The organism is Coraliomargarita algicola, from assembly GCF_033878955.1.
Taxonomy (GTDB): domain Bacteria; phylum Verrucomicrobiota; class Verrucomicrobiia; order Opitutales; family Coraliomargaritaceae; genus Thalassobacterium; species Thalassobacterium algicola.
Genome location: NZ_CP138858.1, coordinates 3175897 through 3194441, shown reverse-complemented (window position 1 = coordinate 3194441; position 18545 = coordinate 3175897). Strand labels below are relative to the sequence as shown.

The 18545-nt window shown below is 53.9% G+C and carries 15 protein-coding genes and 1 tRNA gene; 1 reads left to right on the top strand and 15 read right to left on the bottom strand.

Annotated elements, in window-relative coordinates; all coding sequences use genetic code 11:
* Positions 1 to 48: 48 nt before the first annotated feature.
* From SH580_RS12925 to SH580_RS12870, 12 genes are all read right to left on the bottom strand, one after another.
* Positions 49 to 897: a transglutaminase family protein gene (locus SH580_RS12925; protein ID WP_319831273.1), complete on the bottom strand. Its 849-nt coding sequence runs from the start codon at positions 895 to 897 to the stop codon at positions 49 to 51.
* A gap of 183 nt (positions 898 to 1080) precedes the next feature.
* Complete coding sequence (locus tag SH580_RS12920) at positions 1081 to 2094, bottom strand: alpha-E domain-containing protein (RefSeq protein ID WP_319831272.1); 1014 nt, start codon at positions 2092 to 2094, stop codon at positions 1081 to 1083.
* A 43-nt stretch (positions 2095 to 2137) separates the two neighbouring features.
* On the bottom strand, positions 2138 to 3577 hold the full coding sequence (locus tag SH580_RS12915) for a circularly permuted type 2 ATP-grasp protein (protein WP_319831271.1): 1440 nt from the start codon (positions 3575 to 3577) through the stop codon (positions 2138 to 2140).
* Between the two features lie 791 nt (positions 3578 to 4368).
* Positions 4369 to 4443 (bottom strand) — tRNA-Met (locus tag SH580_RS12910).
* A gap of 231 nt (positions 4444 to 4674) precedes the next feature.
* Entirely contained in the window at positions 4675 to 5847 is a 1173-nt protein-coding gene (locus SH580_RS12905; RefSeq protein ID WP_319831270.1) for a Wadjet anti-phage system protein JetD domain-containing protein, read from the bottom strand.
* 2 nt (positions 5848 to 5849) lie between these two features.
* Positions 5850 to 9284 carry an ATP-binding protein gene (locus SH580_RS12900; RefSeq protein ID WP_319831269.1) on the bottom strand — a complete coding sequence of 1145 codons (3435 nt, stop codon included), beginning with the start codon at positions 9282 to 9284 and terminating at the stop codon, positions 5850 to 5852.
* Complete coding sequence (locus tag SH580_RS12895; RefSeq protein WP_319831268.1) at positions 9281 to 9955, bottom strand: DUF4194 domain-containing protein; 675 nt, start codon at positions 9953 to 9955, stop codon at positions 9281 to 9283. Before SH580_RS12895 ends, SH580_RS12900 begins: the two co-directional genes overlap by 4 nt.
* On the bottom strand, positions 9952 to 11388 hold the full coding sequence (locus SH580_RS12890) for a DUF3375 family protein (protein WP_319831267.1): 1437 nt from the start codon (positions 11386 to 11388) through the stop codon (positions 9952 to 9954). Before SH580_RS12890 ends, SH580_RS12895 begins: the two co-directional genes overlap by 4 nt.
* Positions 11389 to 11773: 385 nt before the next feature.
* Positions 11774 to 11869: an AURKAIP1/COX24 domain-containing protein gene (locus SH580_RS12885; RefSeq protein ID WP_155417653.1), complete on the bottom strand. Its 96-nt coding sequence runs from the start codon at positions 11867 to 11869 to the stop codon at positions 11774 to 11776.
* Between the two features lie 72 nt (positions 11870 to 11941).
* Entirely contained in the window at positions 11942 to 12760 is an 819-nt protein-coding gene (locus SH580_RS12880; protein ID WP_319831266.1) for an aminotransferase class IV, read from the bottom strand.
* Positions 12742 to 14154, bottom strand: a complete 1413-nt coding sequence (gene pabB / locus SH580_RS12875) for an aminodeoxychorismate synthase component I (RefSeq protein ID WP_319831265.1) — start codon at positions 14152 to 14154, stop codon at positions 12742 to 12744. Before pabB ends, SH580_RS12880 begins: the two co-directional genes overlap by 19 nt.
* Positions 14155 to 14161: 7 nt before the next feature.
* Positions 14162 to 15310, bottom strand: a complete 1149-nt coding sequence (locus SH580_RS12870) for an LptF/LptG family permease (RefSeq protein ID WP_319831264.1) — start codon at positions 15308 to 15310, stop codon at positions 14162 to 14164.
* Positions 15311 to 15428: 118 nt separating this feature from the next.
* On the opposite strand from SH580_RS12870, the gene pyrE reads away from it, so the two are divergent.
* Positions 15429 to 15974: an orotate phosphoribosyltransferase gene (pyrE, locus tag SH580_RS12865; protein WP_319835010.1), complete on the top strand. Its 546-nt coding sequence runs from the start codon at positions 15429 to 15431 to the stop codon at positions 15972 to 15974.
* On the opposite strand, the gene SH580_RS12860 is transcribed toward pyrE, so the two are convergent.
* The 3 genes from SH580_RS12860 to SH580_RS12850 all read right to left on the bottom strand — a co-directional run bounded on the left by SH580_RS12860 (position 15975) and on the right by SH580_RS12850 (position 18510).
* Positions 15975 to 16511 (bottom strand): NADPH-dependent FMN reductase, encoded by a 537-nt coding sequence (locus SH580_RS12860; protein WP_319831263.1) that lies wholly within the window; start codon positions 16509 to 16511, stop codon positions 15975 to 15977. It lies immediately after the preceding gene.
* A gap of 194 nt (positions 16512 to 16705) precedes the next feature.
* Positions 16706 to 17533 carry a DUF1853 family protein gene (locus SH580_RS12855; protein WP_319831262.1) on the bottom strand — a complete coding sequence of 276 codons (828 nt, stop codon included), beginning with the start codon at positions 17531 to 17533 and terminating at the stop codon, positions 16706 to 16708.
* 173 nt (positions 17534 to 17706) lie between these two features.
* Positions 17707 to 18510 (bottom strand): Fpg/Nei family DNA glycosylase, encoded by an 804-nt coding sequence (locus SH580_RS12850; RefSeq protein WP_319831261.1) that lies wholly within the window; start codon positions 18508 to 18510, stop codon positions 17707 to 17709.
* Positions 18511 to 18545 lie beyond the last annotated feature (35 nt).

Below are 18545 nucleotides of genomic sequence, written 5' to 3'. Positions count from 1 at the left end.
TTCAACTTTAGCCCTTGAAACTTCGGCGTTCTGATCTTCCGATTAGCCTCATAACCGCTCTACCTGAACGGCGACTTCCATCTCCGCGACTGCCCCGCCCCGGAAAGTGCCAGCGAGAGGCCGCACATCCACATAATCCCGCCCGATGGCGACTTTGATATAAGTCGCATCCACGCGCCGATCATGCGTCGGATCATAGCCCGCCCAGCCGATACCCGGCAGAAAACATTCCACCCACGCATGCGATGCTGAATTGTCCGAAGCTGAACCGGATTCGGACTTCTCTACATAAAAATAACCACTCACATAACGTGCCGGTATCCCAATGGAGCGGCACAGCGCAATCATCACATGGGCAAAATCCTGACACACGCCACGCTTGTGCTCAAACACCTGCATCACATTCGACTCCACACTGGTGCTACCTGGCGCATAGCTAAAGTGACTAAAAATATAACTCATTATCGCCTCAACCTGCAATCGCACGTCTGGCAGGCCTGTAACAATCTCCTTCGCTTCATGCTCAAACATAGGGCATAAAAACACTCGCTGACTGCCCGCCAAAAAATCGTAATAGCGCTCATTACGATCGAGTCCGAAAAGCCGAGAGACCTCACTAGTAACAGTAAAGTCGCGCGTATCACTGGAAGTGACGACCACTGAACGCGCCTGAACTTCTAAATAATCGTGAGGCTCCATCACCTCAAAATGATGCACTTGATTGGTATAAAAGTCCAAGCGTCGCATCACACTCGGGCGATTCGGCGCAATCTTGAGCTCAAATGATTCACAATGCTGCAGATCATCCGAAACGGGACAAAGATGCGCATCATTAAAGCTATCCCACACTGGCTTGGCGTAGGTATAACGAGTGATGTGTTGGACGGAAAATTTCATGGGGGAGGTAAACTCGAATGAACGAATAAACGTAGGGGCTTGACTTGCTGCGGCCTGCATAGCTGAAAGCGACGCATGGGTGAATACCGCAGAGAATCCGTCCGTCTGATTTGACGCAACTTATTTGGACGTAGCTGAATCTGACGCGGGCGTGGCATTGTGACAAGTCGCGCCTCTACGTTTTCACTGTTGTTGCTGCTGTTGCTGTTGCGTGGCAATCTCCGTTTCCATATCGGGGCGCGCGTGGAACATATAATTCTCATACATCACCTTACCAATCTCAACAAAACGCTCCTGTAGCTGTGATAAATATTCGTGCAGCCCCGATTTAAAAACATCCGAGATATTACTATAAGTCAGGTCACTCATCAAACGTCCCGACACGCGTTCAACATCGTTCGAGTAAAAGCCCGGATTGCACCCCGAGATCTGGTGCAAATTCGCATCCAAATGCCGCACACAAGACAAAATCGAGCGTGGGAAGTGTTGATTAAAAATCAGGAAATTCGACACTTTAAGTGGATTCACGGCAGTCACATACACACTGTGGTAAGCCTCAAAGCCACTACACGACTTTAGAATCGCCCCCCACTGCACGGCATCAATCGCGCCGCCCACATCATCCACACTAGGCAGCAACATGTGGTATTTAATATCCAAGATACGACTCGTCTTGTCCGCACGCTCCAAATATTTACCGACCTGCATGAAGTAAAAGCCCTCGGTATGTGAAAAAGTGGAATCCGTCATCCCCTGAAACAAGTGACTGTAATCCTGAATCTGTTTATAAAATTCATAAGGCCCCTCGTCCCAGACCTTCTTCGCGTTATTTGATTTTAGAAACAAATAGGCGTGGTTCAGGCACTGCCACATCTCAGTCGAAATCTGGTCGCGAATCATCCGCGCATTTTCACGCGCAGCAAACATACAAGAAATCACCGAACTGGAGTTTTCCCGATTAAAGGTCAGAAAATCGGTCACACTCTGCGAGTCCGCCTGATCGTAGAGTTCGTAGAAAAGCTCCTCTTCCCCGGCAGCTCGGATCACCGGCTCCCAGTGTTCCTTGAGCTTATCATCGTCCAAGGCTTCGAAATCGAGCAAGAGCTGGAGATTAACGTCCAACAAACGGGCGATATTTTCGGCCCGTTCTATGTAACGGCTCATCCAGTAGAGAGAATCGGCAACGCGTGAAAGCATAAATATGAAACAATAAGATTATAGAATACAGCCAAAGCAGTCTTTAACTATCCGAATAAAGCACCCAGGTATCTTTACTCCCCCCGCCCTGCGAAGAGTTCACCACCAAGGAGCCCTTCTTCAAAGCCACCCGTGTCAAACCGCCGGGAACGATCGAAGTTTTTTCCCCCGAGAGTATGTAAGGGCGCAAATCCACATGCCTCCCCTCAAAGTCGCCATCACACCAAGTGGGGTGTCGCGAAAGCATGATCGGCGGCTGAGCAATAAAGTTGCGTGGGTCTGCCTTAATCAACGCACGGAAATCTTCGACCTCCTGCTTGGTCGCCTTCGGACCGATCAACATACCATAGCCCCCCGCTTCGTTGGCCGATTTGACCACCAACTGGTCCAGGTTATCCATGATATATTTAAAGTCATCGTCCTCCGAAGCAAAGAATGTCTCCACCTGCCCCAGAATCGGCTCTTCGCTCATATAGAAGCGAATCATATCCGGCACATACGCGTAGATTAATTTGTCATCGGCGATGCCCGTGCCGATTGCATTGGCAATATTCACATTGCCCGCACGTAGTGCGTTGACCAATCCCGGCACGCCCAGCATGGAATCCGGACGAAAGACACTCGGGTCGATAAAATCATCATCGATACGTCGGTAAATCACGTCCACCTGCTGCAAGCCCTGAGTCGTGCGCATATAGACTTTGTAATCACGCACCACGAGGTCACTGCCTTCCACGATTTCGATGCCCATTTGACGCGCAAGGAAGCAATGCTCAAAGTAGGCAGAGTTGAAATGCCCGGGCGTTAACAGGACACAAACTGGGTTTTCCTTACCGTAAGGTGCCACATATTGCAGAGTTTTGAGCAATTCCTCGGAGTAATTCTCCACCGGACGTACGCCCGCCTTAGGAAAGAAATTAGGGAAGGCCCGCTTCATCGCTTGGCGATTCTCCAGCAGATATGACACACCAGAGGGGCTGCGTGCATTATCCTCCAGCACCAAATAGTTGCCCGCATCATCACGAATCAAGTCCGTGCCACAAATATGAATGTAAATATCCCGCGGCACTTGAACATTCATAAACTCACGCCGGAAGTGCTTTCCCGACAGGATGTAACTAGCCGGAATGATGCCCTCTTTAATAATACGCTGCTCCGAATACACATCCTTAAGGAACATATTCAAAGCCTGCATCCGCTGCGTGAGCCCGCGCTCCAGAAACTCCCATTCGGTCTTCGGGATAATGCGCGGCATCAAGTCGAAAGGAAAAATTTTCTCTGTGCCCTCTTCGTCGCCATAGACGGTAAAAGTGATGCCTTGCCGCAAAAACGACAGGTCCACCGCTTGCCGTTTTTGCTCGAAAGCATCCACAGTAAAGGGACCTAGGCGCTCAAAGATCGCTTGGTAATGAGGACGGACGGTGCCGTCGGAGTCGAACATTTCATCGAAGAAATGCTCGGTTTTATAATCTTCAAAAAACATAATGAGGGGATCGTCTGATTTCAGAAGAATTGTTAGCAAATAGTCTGCCGATTTCAGATTTCCCGATACAATACTGAAAAAATAGTTAGAAACCAAGCGGATAATCCGGCAGCGCTACAAGCGTCGGTCGAAACGGCTTCGCCGATCGATCCGCTCCCCCCGCAGAGTTTTTGTCAGCTTGTTTCTGTATACGGCTCTAATCTCCAGTCATGATTAACCTTAAGTCAGAGGTCAGAAAACAAAAGCCATCCACTATTAATCAGTTAGTTATGAACCAATTCCGGCATGCGCCATTTTGACGAGACAGAAAGCGCCACAACTTATTGATATTACGAAAAAAGCCTCCCGAGCAATCGGAAGGCTTTAGTCTTAAAAAAATGGTGCCAAAGAGCAGACGCAGTGCGACAGCACGGAGATGGCGAGCTCCGCTCGCCCGCAGCGAAGCGGAGGGTGTCAGGCGCGGGTGCCCTCTGGGCAGCGACTGACACATTTGAGCTGCCGAGGCAGTTCAAAGCTGCCCCACCGGAACGCTCAAAACGAAAAAAGCCTCCCGAGCAATCGAAAGGCTTTAGTCTTAAAAAAAAATGGTGCCAAAGGGCAGACGCAGTGCGACAGCACGGAGATGGCGAGCAACGCTCGCCCGCAGCGAAGCGGAGGGTGGCAGGCGCGGGTGCCCTCTGGGCGGCGACTGACACATTTGAGCTGCCGAGGCAGTTCAAAGCTGCCCCACCGGAACGCTCGAAACGAAAAAAGCCTCCCGAGCAATCGAAAGGCTTTAGTCTTAAAAAAAATGGTGCCAAAGGGCAGATTTGAACTGCCGACCAAAGGCTTATGAGTCCTCTGCTCTACCACTGAGCTACTCTGGCGTAAAGTGAAAGAGGGTAGAAAACGATCTGAGAAGGTCAAGTCAAGCGCTCAATTTTAAGTTTTTTCCTGATTCACTCTCATGGTTCAGGTAAAATAGCCATCCATTAGGTAGCACCATGCTCGTGCGAGCGCACCCCCATTGGCGTGAACACGCTGAACACGGCACTCAATCTGAATACAAATATTAAAAAACGGCTGAAGCCGTTACTCTTACCTTTGACTGTGTATCCTCAGGTAGGAGTGAGCGCTTCGGGCGCAATGCGTCTTCGTAGGGTCTCTTGTACCATGGTATAATCGATCTGCTCTTGCTCGACGCGTATGCCGGAAAGTGCTTGGAGCTGCCTGACCATGGCCGACTCTGCGGCAGTTAAATAAATCTGCTGCGCTTCGGAGACTTGCTGCTCCGCACTGTGCGGCTGCTGATAGGCGCGGCAGCGCTCAAAGGTCTCGGCATCCATTAGGATCGATTCGACTGTGGGAAGTGCCGCTCTGATTTGCGCAAGGATCCCAAATCCGGAGAGGTCGATATCGCCCCAATAGTAAACGTGCTTGGCTGCCAACCACCCAACGCGGCCCAATCGACTGACCGCAAAACCATGCCCCATGATCGCTATAGTTTTGGGCAAGTGCGGCAGCGTCAAAAAAGGCACGTGATTTTCCACGACGATGACGCGCTCAAAGGCCTCGAAATAATGCGCTTTCTCCGCTAACTCACGCGCGGTGGCCATCGCATGACCGAAGGGCAGCGATTCAATCGTCGGGTCCAAGGAGCGAAACTCGATCAGGCTCTCCTTGCTCATCAGCCCGAGCTGCTCTTCGAGTGTGCCCTCCGTCTGCACGCGACACTCAGGCGCGAAGGCCTGCACCAGCGCGGACAACAAGGGGCGCTCTTGTTCGAAAAACTTAGTCGGCACGGCTACCGGCAATTGCCGCGGATAGAGTCCGGGAGCGGGATTGGCCTGTAAATAAGTCAATAGTTTGATAGCATACTGTATCGTTTCGGCGGGCTTACGCATCAGCGGCAGATGCTCCGCGCACCAGGTACGTGCGGAGGGGGCCCACTCACAGAGACGGGTCACATTTGCCAGCACTGCCTGCGCTTCGTGCTCGGCTCCTAAATACTTTAGAAAATCATCTGCGGAGGCGAAGCTAAGTCGCACGGGAAACTCGTTCTTGCCATGCCGCTTCGAATTCACGGTCGCCCACTCGATGGTATAACCAAAGCCCAGTGACTCGCGGCTCTGCGAACGTATTAAACTGTCGATCGCACGCCACTCCGACAGGGGCGCCGTGGTCTTGGGTTTGGCGATACGTATTGGCAAAGGGAATACAGAATCCCCCACAATCAGACCGCGCAAAACTTCGTTCAGTTTGCGAGCGGCCTTATTGCGTAAGTCATCCAAGGTCATGAGTCCGCAACTTCGTCCATCAGTTGTTTATATTCATAAACATCCAGATTATGAATTTCCGAATGCACGTTGGGCCGGGTTACAATATGATAGCGTTCGACATATTTCTGCACCAGGTGGACCTTGGAGTCCAAGGGCTGCACGATGATCAGTTGCAGGCTAAACTGCTTAAACAGCTCTAGTAAATAAGTCGAAAACTCATCGTCGGTCTTACTAAACATTTCGTCCACCACGACCAAGCGGAAGGTTTCGGTCTGGTGATCGTTGTTCAGCGAGATGCCATATTGATAAGCAATCGCGGTGGCGAGAATGGTGGAAGCGAGTCGATTCTTTTCACCGCCAGACTTCCCGGAAGCACCAGAATAACACTGGAAGCTTTCATCGGTCTCACGGTAAAATTCGTCGGCTCGGAAGTTGAACCAGTTGCGAACATCGACAACCTGCTGCGTCCATTTCTCATCTTTGCTCAGTTCGTCCAGCAAGTGACGCACGCGGTTGAAGCGCTCGGAGCGCTCTTCGTCGGTGTTCTCTTCCTGCACGATATTTTCCAAAGCATACTGACGCAGCGCACGAAAGCGTTTCTGTTTATCATCGTCGGTGCGCTCGGGAACGAGCTGAATATAGGTGTGTTTATTGCGGTCGAAATCGACTTCTTTCAAATGTAAGTTCAAATCGGCGATGCGGTTCTTAATGGTTTCCGCATGCTGACTCAGCAGCCCATCAAAGCTCGAAACGTCTTCGATCAAATTGGTCTGTAGCAAGCGATTAAAACGTTGCTGATTTTTAGGCAGGTCTTCCTCCTCGATGCGAATGCGCAGCTTTTCAAAGGGCGCGAACAAGGACTCACTATATCCCGGAACCGCGAGGCCATCGGTATAAAGTTCATCATGCAGTTTGGGCTCCTCGTTTTTGACATCGTCGAGGAAGCGCTGAATCTCTAACTTGGCGGCGTTGCCAGCATCATTGCGTTTGCGGTTGGCTTCACTGCGCTTGCGATCCAGCTCGCTGTTGATTTGCGACTTTGCAGTTTGTAATGCCGCGACACTGGTGGGCGGAATCTCGAGTAGCTTTTTCACCGCGGGCAAGCGCTCCTGCATGACTTGCATTTGCTCGGGGTTCTCGTTGGCCAAATCAATAATCGTCTGGCAGTCCTGCATGCCGCTCTCGTTTTGCTCCTGACGCGCCTTCCACGCCCCCAAGCGTTCGCGCGCATTTTTGCTATTCTCGCTCGCGCGTGCTTTGGCGGCCTTGGCCTCCTCGAGTTGCGCCTGTAAACTACTCTGTTCGTCTGAACTGGATTCGAGCTGCTGGCGCTCGACCTTGAGCTCATCCTGAGTCAACACGGGGCTAAAGTAATCCACGGCATCCCAATCGCTGGCAATGTCGGGCAAGGATTTCGCGGCCTGCAAGGCGGTATCGATGCCATCTTTCTCGTTAGTCAGCTTACGCAAATTCTCCACGAGTTCGCTGCGCGTCACCTCTTGCTCGGCATGGCGCGCTTGCAACGCTTTGATCTTGGTCGAATTATCCCAGCCCAAAACATCGCGGCTGCGGTCATTGATATCGTGACGGTCGTCCTTGCGTCGCTCGGAGCCGCGTTGCTTGATTAGGCCGCCAACCGTGATGGCCGTCTTGGCGCGATTGAACAACTCGTCCGGCGCCTCACAGCACAGATGATCATAACGATAACTAAGCTCGGCAGCCAGCCAACGATCAAACTCCCCCGCATCGGCATGAATCTCCAGCTTGGTAGCCACAGAGCCCGATTCTACTTGCGGGTTGGTAGAGCGCGCTTCGCCCTCCACCACATGATACACCAACAGCCCGCGCAGATTGGTGCGGTGCACATAGTCGTCCATCTGTTTGCGCAATCGCCCTGGCACCAGCACGCAGAGTGCAAAGCTATGCACCAGTCGTTCGATCGCACCCGTCCAGATGGCTTCGCTTTCTTTGATTTGCACCAGCTCACCGACGAAGGGCAGTTCCTTCGGGCTAACTTTCAAGGCCTTGGCGATGCCGTCGCGCATGCGAGTAAGCTTGTCGTCGATATTGCCCTCCCGCTCTTGTAGGCTGCGAACCTCTGCACTGATCTGCTCTTGTTGCAAAGTGAGCTGCTCCAATTCTGCCCGCAGTTGATCCAGCTGTTTCCCTAAGGCCTTAGAGCGTTTACCCAATCGTTCGGCATCTTTCTGAGCTTCGGCCAAGAGCTCAACAAAGTCCGCTTCCGCTTGGCAGACAGTGCCCGTGCGCCACTTTTCGGCGCGCGCGATAAACTGTTTATAACGCGCTTGGCGTGGCTTAATCTGTTGCTGCAACTGCGCCAGCTCTGCCTTGATCTGCTGTAGGCGACGCCCGGTCTCACTGGACTCAATCGCGATGGTCAGCTGCTGGATGCGTTCTTGTTGTGCCTCCACTTTTAAACCTTCGGACATTTCCTCGGCCCGCGCTTTGACCAACTCGCGTTCGATTTCTTCTGCATCCGCAGTTCTAAACTTCAACTCGGTCTCTGCGAAAAACAACGGCGCTGCCTCGATGCAAGCAGTCCAATGGTCGACCTGATCCTCCTGGATCTGCACGGTGTTATTGAGACGGTGAATTTCATTGAGCCGGTCGAGACGTTTTTTCTCACGCTCGATACGCTCGTAGGTGCGGCGCAGTTCCTCAAAGTTATTGCGCAACTCTTCCAGTTTTTTGGGCGCGCCGCCGTCGTCCAGCATGTATTCACGAATGAAATTAGTCAGGTTACTAATGTCCTTGATGCACACCGCCTGATTGAAAATATCCATCGGATTCTTTTCCGCCGACAGACAAAGCGCCTCATGAAAGCGCTGCGAGTAGAGCGTAAAGGTGTCCAAGGGCTCCAGTGCCCGCTCCTTCAGTTTTTGCCGCACCTCGGATGGACTGCCCAGATCTTTGAAATCGTCCTCGATGGTCAGTTTCTTCTTCGCCACCACATAGGCGCGCTCCAATTTCTTGGCCGGCGTGAGCCACAGCACCTGTGCCAAGGTCACATGTTGTTGATAAGTTTCGTTGTAAAAATAAGCCAACAGAACAGTGACCGATTGCCCCGCTTTACGCAGCTGCTTGGGACGCCCGTAGCCTCGCTCCTGATCGTGCTCTTCGGAATACGTGCCGAGCACATAGTCCTTTTCGTTACGCTCTTTCTTTTGCTTACGCTCACCGCCGCCGGCCGAGGCCTGATTATAGTTTCGCTTGCGGCTATCGATCAGGATGGTGAGCACCGCATCGGCCAAAGTCGATTTACCGGCACCATTACCACCGCTCAACAGACTGGTGCGGCCGTCGGGCGCAAAACTGTGCACGCGCCCATGAAAGGTGCCCCAGTTCAGAACTGAAAATTGATGTAAGCGAAATCCGGCCGTGGAACGATCGGGTGCAAATTCTAGCGTAGCTTGTGGTTCGTGATTCATACCTCTGCGTCCTCCTCTGTTGCTTCAATCTCGCCTTCGTCGGCATCCTCCGTCGCATCCTCGGCGACATCCTCTTGGCCCAAGTGTGCTTTCAAACGATTGCGAATCGCCTCGATCTGGTCGACAGGCAGCTTGGCCCGCAGGATCGGCTCGACGCGATAGATCACCTCGCTACGGTTGGGCACTTGACGCAGGGCGGACAATTCCGCCAAGCGTGCCACGGCGGCTTTGACCTTTTTCTCGATCTTTTGCTCGTTACCGGTCTCGCCACAATAGGGGCGCATAAACTCCAGAATATCGCGAAATTCCAGGTAGAGATAATCGGTGCCATCGGTGGATTGATCATGCCGCAGCAAGCGCTCGCGCAGCTCCGTCAACAGCACCGTCGGCAGAAAAGACAGCGGCGTGCGACGCATCAATCGTGGCAGCGGCGCTTCGCCCTCGTGACTCTCGGACGGCTCTTCCTCTTCTTCGCTCGTATCTTCATTGCGCAGAAAGGCGTAGCCCGCGTCCTCATCCACGACGAGGTCCAGGCCCATCAGATGGAAATGTGATTCGACCTGATGGCGGTCGCGCAACAAACGAGCCCAGGACTCTGTCTCTTCCTGATAGAGTGGTCCACGCACCAGTTGAACGATGACGTGACGAATTGTGATGACGGACGGATTCATTTTATAAAGACGATTTTCTCAAGTTCAGCATAGCGCGGTTGCACTTCGCGCTTTAAGTCAATCTGCATGGTTTCGGGGTAAAAGACATTCTGCGAGCCCTCGCCCGCAACCGCGACATAGGCGACCACATCCACGATGCCCGACTCGATCGGATAGCGCTCCACCAACTCGCGCAGGCTTACCTGTGGCTGCGCTTCTAAGACCTCGGTCAAGCGTTTGCGATACTTCGGCAAATTCAGCGGTTTACCAATACGGCCCAACGCATCCTTCAAGGAAGCCACGCTCCTCGCCTCGTCCGGATCGATCTCTTCGAAACGCGTCGACTCCGGGGCTTCCCAAGTGCCAACTTCCATGAAATTGTTAAAACGAACGGGCTCTTCCCAATGGTGCAATGCCTCATCGGCAGGCAAATCGCCACAGGCATTGGCCAAGGAGCGCACCTCAGCCAGCAATTCCATTAAGTAGCGCGTCTGTTGCGAAGTCTGCTCCTCCACCACACGACGCAGTTGCCCCGAGATGCGGCGGTAAATTCCAGCGACGCTCGACACTTCATCGTAGAGACGCTTGGGCAATTGTTGGAAAACGTGCGCGTCCAGCTCATGCGTCTGTGCCAGCTCGGCTGCGCGTTTCGCCAGTGCCAGCAGTTCCTCGCGATTCTCGACCGAGGTAATCGACTCACGAAAGCCGAAGTAACTGCGGCCCTGATCTCGATTCCGCAGCGCCTCGTCGGCGTCCAACACATGGGCCACCAGGTCTCCCTTCGAGAGTTGCTGCTCTAGATATAAATTCTGAATGTCGCGCGCTTGCTCGCGGAAAGTCTCCTCAATCGAGCGAAAGTCGCTCAAAAATTCGTCGATGTCGGTCTCCAAATCGTGCAGCGCATCCTTGACTGCTGCCGGATCCAGCGTGTCGACCTTGCCCGTCTCGCGGATTTGCTGCAGTTCCGCATCGATCTCATCGCGCTGCTTCAACAACTCCTTGCGTCGCGCCTCCGGGTTAGCATTCGTCTCGCGCTCAATGCGACGCAACTCCGAGACAATACGGGTAAAACGAGAATCCGAGGTGGTATAGCCACGTCGATCCCCGCGCCGCAAGTCCTCCACCCAGGCCAGCGCCTTCTCACTAAACTGCGTGAGTTGATACACATAGCTGTTCTGCGCCTCCACGAAACGCTTCTGCAAGAGTCGATGACTCTCCTCGCACCACTGGGTCAAATAGTATTTCGCATCCCGCGGCATCGCATCGGGCTCTGCCGCGCGAGCCTCCTGCAAATGCCGATCCAAGAGCGCCTCCAAGTCCTCTTCCGGAATTTGCGTCAGACCATTTTCCTTAAAACTCACAAAAAAGAAGCCCAACACAAAGCAAGCGCTCGGGCTACGCAGTAATTTCAGCGTCGGGCTCTTGGCAAAATAGGGATCGAAAATCGAAGACATCGCACCAGAAAGTTGAAGAGTCGGTGAGCTGTCAATCTGTAGCGATGCACTGTGTATAACTCGCGTAGTGAGGCGCTCGGCACAGTTTGTGTAGCGACGCGACGCCAGTCGCGTCTGCTGGCGAATTAGCCGCCCCTAGCTGGCGAGCTGACGCACTGCAGAGACCTCGCTAGCGCGAGTTCGCTACGAAAACCACATCTCGGGTAGCGATGCGACGCTAGTCGCGTCTGCTGGCGGATTAGCCGCGCCTGGCCGGCGAGCTGACGCAACGCGGAGACCTCGCGTAGCGCGAGTTCACCGCACATAAAAAAACGACTCTCCTGCGAGGGAGAGTCGTTTGTAGAAATTGATTATCCAGTGATCTTACCAATACACCAGTGACACACTACCAAGTGCGCTTCTTGTGGCGATTGGACTTCAAACGCTTGCGGCGTTTGTGGTTGTTCATCTTGAGACGGCGTTTTTTCTTGAGGTTACCCATGTGTAAATTGCTGTTGAAATTAGTGGAAAGGCTGGAAAGAGCCAGAAAAGCAGGCGAGTGTAAAGCGTTTTTTCAAATGAGTTGATAGGCCCGTTCGGCCTGAGCCCGTACCAGCACTGACTCTATCGCCTGACAAGCCTGCGAAGCGCCAGTCAAATCAAGGCGGCGATCCCCACTAAAACCATCGATGCCCTCGACGATTTGCACGCCATGAGTCGCATTAGTCACGAAGACCGCCTCAGCCTCGAACAAATCATCGGGAGTGAATCGTCCCTCGACGATGCCTAACTCAGTGGCGCGCAACAACGCGGCACGCGTCACCCCCGGCAGGATACCGGTATCGAGCGCAGGAGTATATAGGCAACCGTCTCTGACAAAAAAGAGGTTAGCGGTGGTGGTTTCCGCGAGCATGCCTGCGTCATCGAGACGTAGGGCATCGTAAAAACCTTGCTCACGTGCGCGCTGCAGCAGGCACATGGCCTCCATGTAATTGTGGGTTTTATGTCCAGCCAGCAAGGAACGGCGGCCAATTGGACAATCCGTATCAAGCCACAAGCAGCGGCGATCGGGTGCCGGCAACGGTGGGCGGGCATACACATAGAGACAGCTGCCCTCCGCATGCTTGAGTAGGGACAGTTTCAAAATGCCAGATTGCATCGCCGCGGACGTGACCAATTGACGCAAAGCACGCAGCACTGCCGCTTCCGCGGGCAAATCGAGCGTAAAGTGCCGCGCAGAACGTGTCAGTCGGGCCCAGTGATCCTGCCAAAAATAAAGGCGGCCCGCGTCATAGCGCATGGTTTCAAAGAGCCCGAAGCCGTGCGCAAAACCGGCATCCGTCGGCGCGAGCATCACGCACTCAGTGGGGGATATTATGACGATGTCTGACATAACTGATCAATCGCTTCGCGAATCGCGCGGGCTTTATCTAAGGTTTCTTGGTATTCGGCCTCTGGCTGTGAGTCCCAGACAATCCCACCGCCCACTTGATAATCAAGTTGCCCCGCTTTCAGGTGCAAACTGCGAATGGCGATATTAAACTCGGCATCGCCATCGAAGCCGATGTATCCGATGGAGCCACAATAGGCGCCGCGTCGAGTGGGCTCGAGCGCTTCGATAATCTCCATCGCACGCACTTTGGGCGCGCCGGTGATAGAGCCGCCGGGGAAAAGCGCCGCCAAGGCATCGTAGACATCCTTGCCCTCTCTGAGCCTGGCCTTGACGCGCGCAGTCTGGTGAATGACACGCGCATAATGCTCCAACTGATACAATCCCTCGACCTGCACCGAGCCAAATTCCGCGATACGCCCCAGGTCATTACGCTCGAGATCGACGATCATCAACAACTCTGCGCGGTCCTTTTCCGAAGCACGCAGAGCGGCCGCTTGCTGCAAGTCCTCTGCTGCGCTCGCACCACGCGGGCGAGTGCCCTTAATCGGCCGCGTCTCCAAGGCACGACCGCGCTTTTGCAAAAACTGCTCCGGCGAAGTGGAAATGAGCTGCCAGTCGCCTAGGTCCAGATAGGCCCCGTAAGGAGCAGGATTGCCACGACGGAGCGCTTGATACAGTGCAATGCTGTCACCCTCGAAGGTGCAACGGGCGCGCTGGGAGAGATTCACCTGATACACGTCGCCACTGGCAATATAGTCACGCACACGCTGCACCGCAGTGCAGAAATCGGCCTTTGAAAAGTTCCATTGCCAAGCGCCGCGGCAGGCAGGCATGGCCGCCGAGGCGCCCGTGGTAGGGGCTTCACTTGTGACGCCCGCCGCAGTTTGGCAAAACGGAAGCGACTCGGAGGTGACGCAAGCTGACTCTGATGCGGGCGTGACAAGTCGCGCCCCTACGATTGACCGCAGGCGCTCGATCACCGCGTCCGCAGCCATGTGAACATCATGCCCGATCAAATACAGCACTCCGCTCTGGTGATTGAGTGCCGCCACACCATCGTAGAGGGCAAAGGACATATCAGGAATCGAGCGATCATCTTGTGCGAGGCAGGGCACACGCTCTAAGCGCCGGCCATAGTCGTAACTCAGGTAACCGACCGCTCCCCCGGTGAATGGAATCTCTGGATGCGATTCCAATGGATAGGCCTGCATCGCCTGGCGCAGATCGTCCAGATCTCCAGTAACCGTCTGAAAGGGATGCGCGCCAAAAAAACTCCAGGCCCCCAAGCCATCATTGGACTGCGCACTATCCAAGACAAAGGACAGCGGCTGCCGTCCGAAGCACTCCACGAGCGCTTCCACCGAGGGTGGATTCTGGATTTCGAGGACTTTCATCCTTAAATTAGTGGCGGCTCGCCCGACGGATCATCCAAAAGCCAATGCTTTGAAAAATTATATTTGGCAACCAGATCAATAGATCCGGACGCAATGCGGGTAAGTCTTCTAACCAACTGACCATAATGATCAGAAAGTAATAGCTCATGGCGATCACCAGCGCGATGCCAAGGTTGGCATACGTTTCCTTACGCCCCACTTGAATCGCCAGCGGCACTCCAAAAACCGCCAAGGAAAAGACTGAAAATGCCAAAGCAAAATTTTTCTGAATGTGCATCTGCACCTTCAACCGTTCCTCCGTCATCCCCTCCCCGGTCTCAGCTTCCTTGTCCAACTCCGCCTGCCGCTGTTCCATCAGCTGGGCAAAAGTCATCTCTTTAATGCGCACCTTGCGCTTACGATCACTGTCGCCAAACAATTGATCCAAGGGCAGAGCGATCGGCAATTCGCCAAAAAACAAAGAATCCGGCATATCTCCTCCGAAAGCCTCGGGATTATCTGCATCCCGCTTCTCGGCAGTGCCATTTTTAAGTGTCAGAATCAGATCCTTATTCGCCTCGTCAAAATCCAGCGCCCCCTCCGCCGCACGCAAGAACAGTGTCACCCGTTTTTGCGCATCCAGCTCCCAGATCCAAAAGTCCTTCATGGTCGAGCCATCGCGTCCCCCCATATAGATCACGTAACCGGGAAACTCGTGAATAAAACGGCGCTCCTCAATGAAGCCGACAGGATTATCCGTGAGCGCACTCGCCATCAGCGCCTTACGCTCGACACGCGACTGTGGCGCATACTGTAAATTCACCACCACCGCGACCACCATGCCCACGCAAGCGATCAAAAAAACCGGGGCCGCAATCTGGTATAAACTCAGCCCCGCCGACTTCATAGCGGTAATTTCCCGCTGCGACGACAAGCGCCCCAGCGCAATCAAAGTGCCGGTCAACATCCCCAACGGCAGCGCAAAGGAGGCCACATAAGGGATCAGCAGGCCCAAAACTTTAAGAAAGACCCAGAAGTCCAACTTCCCTGCGACCACCAATTCAGCCACATCGCGCAGCGCATTCCCCACCAGCAGCACAAAAATAAAGAGCCCCATAGCCAAGCCAGTGGCGACCAGGATCTCTTTAAGTATATGGCGATGTAGCAAATTAAGCATATCAACGTAGTGACAAGCTTCCAGCGGGTCGTCCAACAAAATTCGACAAGCTGGAAGCTTGTCACTACGCCGATCAGGCGCACACTGCGCCGCATGAGTACTCAAAAACGACGAAGTTATCCAAATTTTTAAAGACAGCGGCGCCTTACTTGAAGGCCACTTCCTCCTCCGCTCGGGGCTACATAGCGCACACTTCTTTCAGTGCGCCCAAGTCTGCCAATATATGGATAAAGTCACTCGTCTGGCCGAAATCATGGTGCCGATGCTCAAAAAATACGGCGCCACCACCGTGGTGGGTCCCGCTATGGGCGGCCTGGTGATCGGACAAGAAGTGGCACGCCAACTGGGCCTGCGCTTTGTCTTCCTTGAAAAAGTGGACGACAAACTGGCACTACGCCGCAATTTCAAATTTGAGCCGAGCGAAAAAGTGCTGATCGTCGAAGACGTGATCACCCGCGGTGGCCGCGTGGTCGAAGCACTGGAACAATGCCGCGCCCACGGAGCCGAGCCCGTCGCCGTCGGCGTGATCGTGGACCGCAGCCAAGGCAAGACTAGCTTTGACGTGCCCCACCACAGTCTGGCCGAGCTCAGCTTCCCCACCTACGAAGCCGACAAGCTCCCACCGGAACTACAGGGGACGGAAGCCATCAAGCCTGGCAGTTAATTAGAGTGAGGCGCGAAACTCCGCGAGCTTACGCGCAAAAGTCTTTTTCAGATCTTCGTTCTGAATGCCGTCAGTCGTCGAAAAATTGTCAGCAAACGATGGAAGGGAAAAGGTCGCGACCACATCACCGCCAAGGTGCGGGAATGTGCTGGCAGCGGCTGCCAAAACAGTTGCGCCCCCACGCCCGCCTGGCGAGGTGCTCAGTAGCAACATCTTTTTGTCCGACCACACTTTTTGCTTATGCCGAGTGCCCCAGTCGAAGAGGTTTTTAAACGCGGCCGTATAGCTGCCGTTATGCTCAGCCAAAGACACAATCACCGCATCGACGGCTTCAATCTCGGCAACGAAAGCTTTCGCTGCTGCAGGAATCCCATTCACGGCTTCCTCATCGACGGAATACATCGGCGTCGCAAAATCGTTGAGATCGATTAATTTAACATTCGCATCAGGAATTGCATTGGCCGCATATCCAGCGAGTTGCTTATTAATAGACTGAGCGCTGGTGCTAGCTCCGAAGGCAAGTATGGTAGGCATCATTGGTAATTATCTGAATAAAAAGGAGAGAATTCACTCAGCGTGAATTCAAAATATCTAATCGAAACTTCCCCACCAAAGCAAGCCCCACTCCGAGGGCTATAAGCTTTCACATAGACGCATAAGAGACAATGCAGCCAGAGACATAAACGAACCTTGGCTACATCCGAGTCACCCCAGGCCTATGGTCGTCTCAATCAAGACATTCCCCCCGGCCAGCTAGGCGGCACTAAGAAATAGGGCTGTGTCGAATCGGGCAGGCAAAACAGGGTGCAGCGCTCGCTGGCGAGTTGATGCAGTCTGGGCACAGAAATCACTGGAAACTGGCGCTTTGCCTGCGAGCTCAGCTCGACCGGCCACAGTGGTTTGTCCATGAGCAACACTTCCTCAACTCCGGCGAAGTTTTGTGCCCACTCACTAAGATACAGCCAGTGGCCGACGCGGGCGCTGGGCGAGAACAGCTCCAGCGGCGGGACCGCATCCTGTCCCATCGGCAGAAAGAGACAGCCGTAAATCAGTTGCTGTGTCTGGATGGCATCGATCCCAAAACGCTCACATAAGAGCTGACGCGTTTCCGGCAAGCGACTCAATTGTAACTGATGCCTGCGCAGCCGATCCAGCTTGCGCTGCCAATTATCACGCGGGTCCGGCCCGGGAAACTGCCAGCCATCACGTCCTTTGACTGCGAGGTAAAATTTAACCGCTAACTCAAGGTGGATGTACTGATCACGCGTATGATCATGCAGCAGATAATCCAGCTCCCCCAAGGTGCGTCCGCTCTCGGCAAAGACCTGCAAGTGACTCGCCAACAAGGTGAGCGCATTCGAGGATTCCAGCAAACGACCGAGCGCTTGCTCGTAGAGGTGCCCCAATTTTTGGTCAAAACGAAGCGGATCAACTGCGCATGCACCCGTCGAGCCCAATCGAGAGCGATCCAACACGGCCGCCTCCGGCAGGTCCCCGATCAAGAGCGGCGCCGAACGAAGGCTTTCGAGGATGAGTTGAGTGGGCGTCGTTGCGATCATTGCCCCCAATAAGCGACCGATTTAAAGCAAAACTTCAATGTTCTTTCCTACCAAGCCCCTCCCCGGTTCTAAGAACCGAGGCTACACTCCCCGGCTACAACTCCCCGGTTCAGAGAACCGAGGCTACAACTCCCCAGTTCTAAGAACCGAGGCTACGCAACTCGCGACACAAGCTACTTCTGGCAGCGTGGACAATGGTAGGTGCCGCGTTGGCCGAGGACGGTTTTGACCACAGGCGTCTTTTTGCAGAGTTGACATTCTTGCTGGTAGAAAACCACCAGGTTTTGCACGCCGGTGCCCTTGTCGCCTTTGGTATCACGGTAGCCGCCTCCGAAGGCGACGCCGCCGCGGGTGATGGTGCCGTTAATTACCGTCGAAACAGCGCGATAGAGTTTATTGATTTCCCGAGTGCTCAGGCTTTGGACCAATCGATGCGGCAAGACTCTAGCATGCGCGCAAATCTCGTTGGCGATATAATTACCAGTGCCCGCAAAGAGCGACTGATCCAGCAGCGAGACTTTCACCGCCCGCAGCGGATAGCGCAGCAGGCAGGCCTTAAAGTAGGGAGCGGTAAATTCTGGGGCCAAGAGATCGTGCCCCAGCTCGGCCAGCTTCGCGGCGGCCCGTGGCTCGTCGTATAAATACATATGCCCGAAACGGCGCGGATCAACATAGCCAAGGTAGCCAGAGTCGCCGGTAAATTGCACATGGGTATGCTTGGTCGTGATCCACTCGGACGCGATCAACCATCCGCCCGACATGCCGAGATGGCTCAACAAGTGGTGGCCATCGTCGAGAATGAAATCCAACAGCTTCCCCTTGCGCTCGACTCTTAGCAAACTGCGTCCCACCAGGTGATCCATGGGCGTGTGCACAATCGAATCCGCGACTCGACTCAACGAGCAGCGCTTAATGCGAAAGGGCATGATCGCGTTCAGCTGGTCTTGAATGGTTTTAACTTCGGGCAGTTCCGGCATAGCTAGAAGTGCAAAAAAGGCTAGCGTGTGTAAAC

What these genes read in the sequence shown, in the direction of transcription:
- SH580_RS12925 (WP_319831273.1), bottom strand. Translation starts at nt 897, where the DNA reads ATGAAATTTTCCGTCCAACACATCACTCGTTATACCTACGCCAAGCCA.
- SH580_RS12920 (WP_319831272.1), bottom strand. Translation starts at nt 2,094, where the DNA reads ATGCTTTCACGCGTTGCCGATTCTCTCTACTGGATGAGCCGTTACATA.
- SH580_RS12915 (WP_319831271.1), bottom strand. Translation starts at nt 3,577, where the DNA reads ATGTTTTTTGAAGATTATAAAACCGAGCATTTCTTCGATGAAATGTTC.
- SH580_RS12900 (WP_319831269.1), bottom strand. Translation starts at nt 9,284, where the DNA reads ATGAATCACGAACCACAAGCTACGCTAGAATTTGCACCCGATCGTTCC.
- SH580_RS12895 (WP_319831268.1), bottom strand. Translation starts at nt 9,955, where the DNA reads ATGAATCCGTCCGTCATCACAATTCGTCACGTCATCGTTCAACTGGTG.
- SH580_RS12890 (WP_319831267.1), bottom strand. Translation starts at nt 11,388, where the DNA reads ATGTCTTCGATTTTCGATCCCTATTTTGCCAAGAGCCCGACGCTGAAA.
- SH580_RS12885 (WP_155417653.1), bottom strand. Translation starts at nt 11,869, where the DNA reads ATGGGTAACCTCAAGAAAAAACGCCGTCTCAAGATGAACAACCACAAA.
- SH580_RS12880 (WP_319831266.1), bottom strand. Translation starts at nt 12,760, where the DNA reads ATGTCAGACATCGTCATAATATCCCCCACTGAGTGCGTGATGCTCGCG.
- pabB (WP_319831265.1), bottom strand. Translation starts at nt 14,154, where the DNA reads ATGAAAGTCCTCGAAATCCAGAATCCACCCTCGGTGGAAGCGCTCGTG.
- SH580_RS12870 (WP_319831264.1), bottom strand. Translation starts at nt 15,310, where the DNA reads ATGCTTAATTTGCTACATCGCCATATACTTAAAGAGATCCTGGTCGCC.
- SH580_RS12860 (WP_319831263.1), bottom strand. Translation starts at nt 16,511, where the DNA reads ATGATGCCTACCATACTTGCCTTCGGAGCTAGCACCAGCGCTCAGTCT.
- SH580_RS12855 (WP_319831262.1), bottom strand. Translation starts at nt 17,533, where the DNA reads ATGATCGCAACGACGCCCACTCAACTCATCCTCGAAAGCCTTCGTTCG.
- SH580_RS12850 (WP_319831261.1), bottom strand. Translation starts at nt 18,510, where the DNA reads ATGCCGGAACTGCCCGAAGTTAAAACCATTCAAGACCAGCTGAACGCG.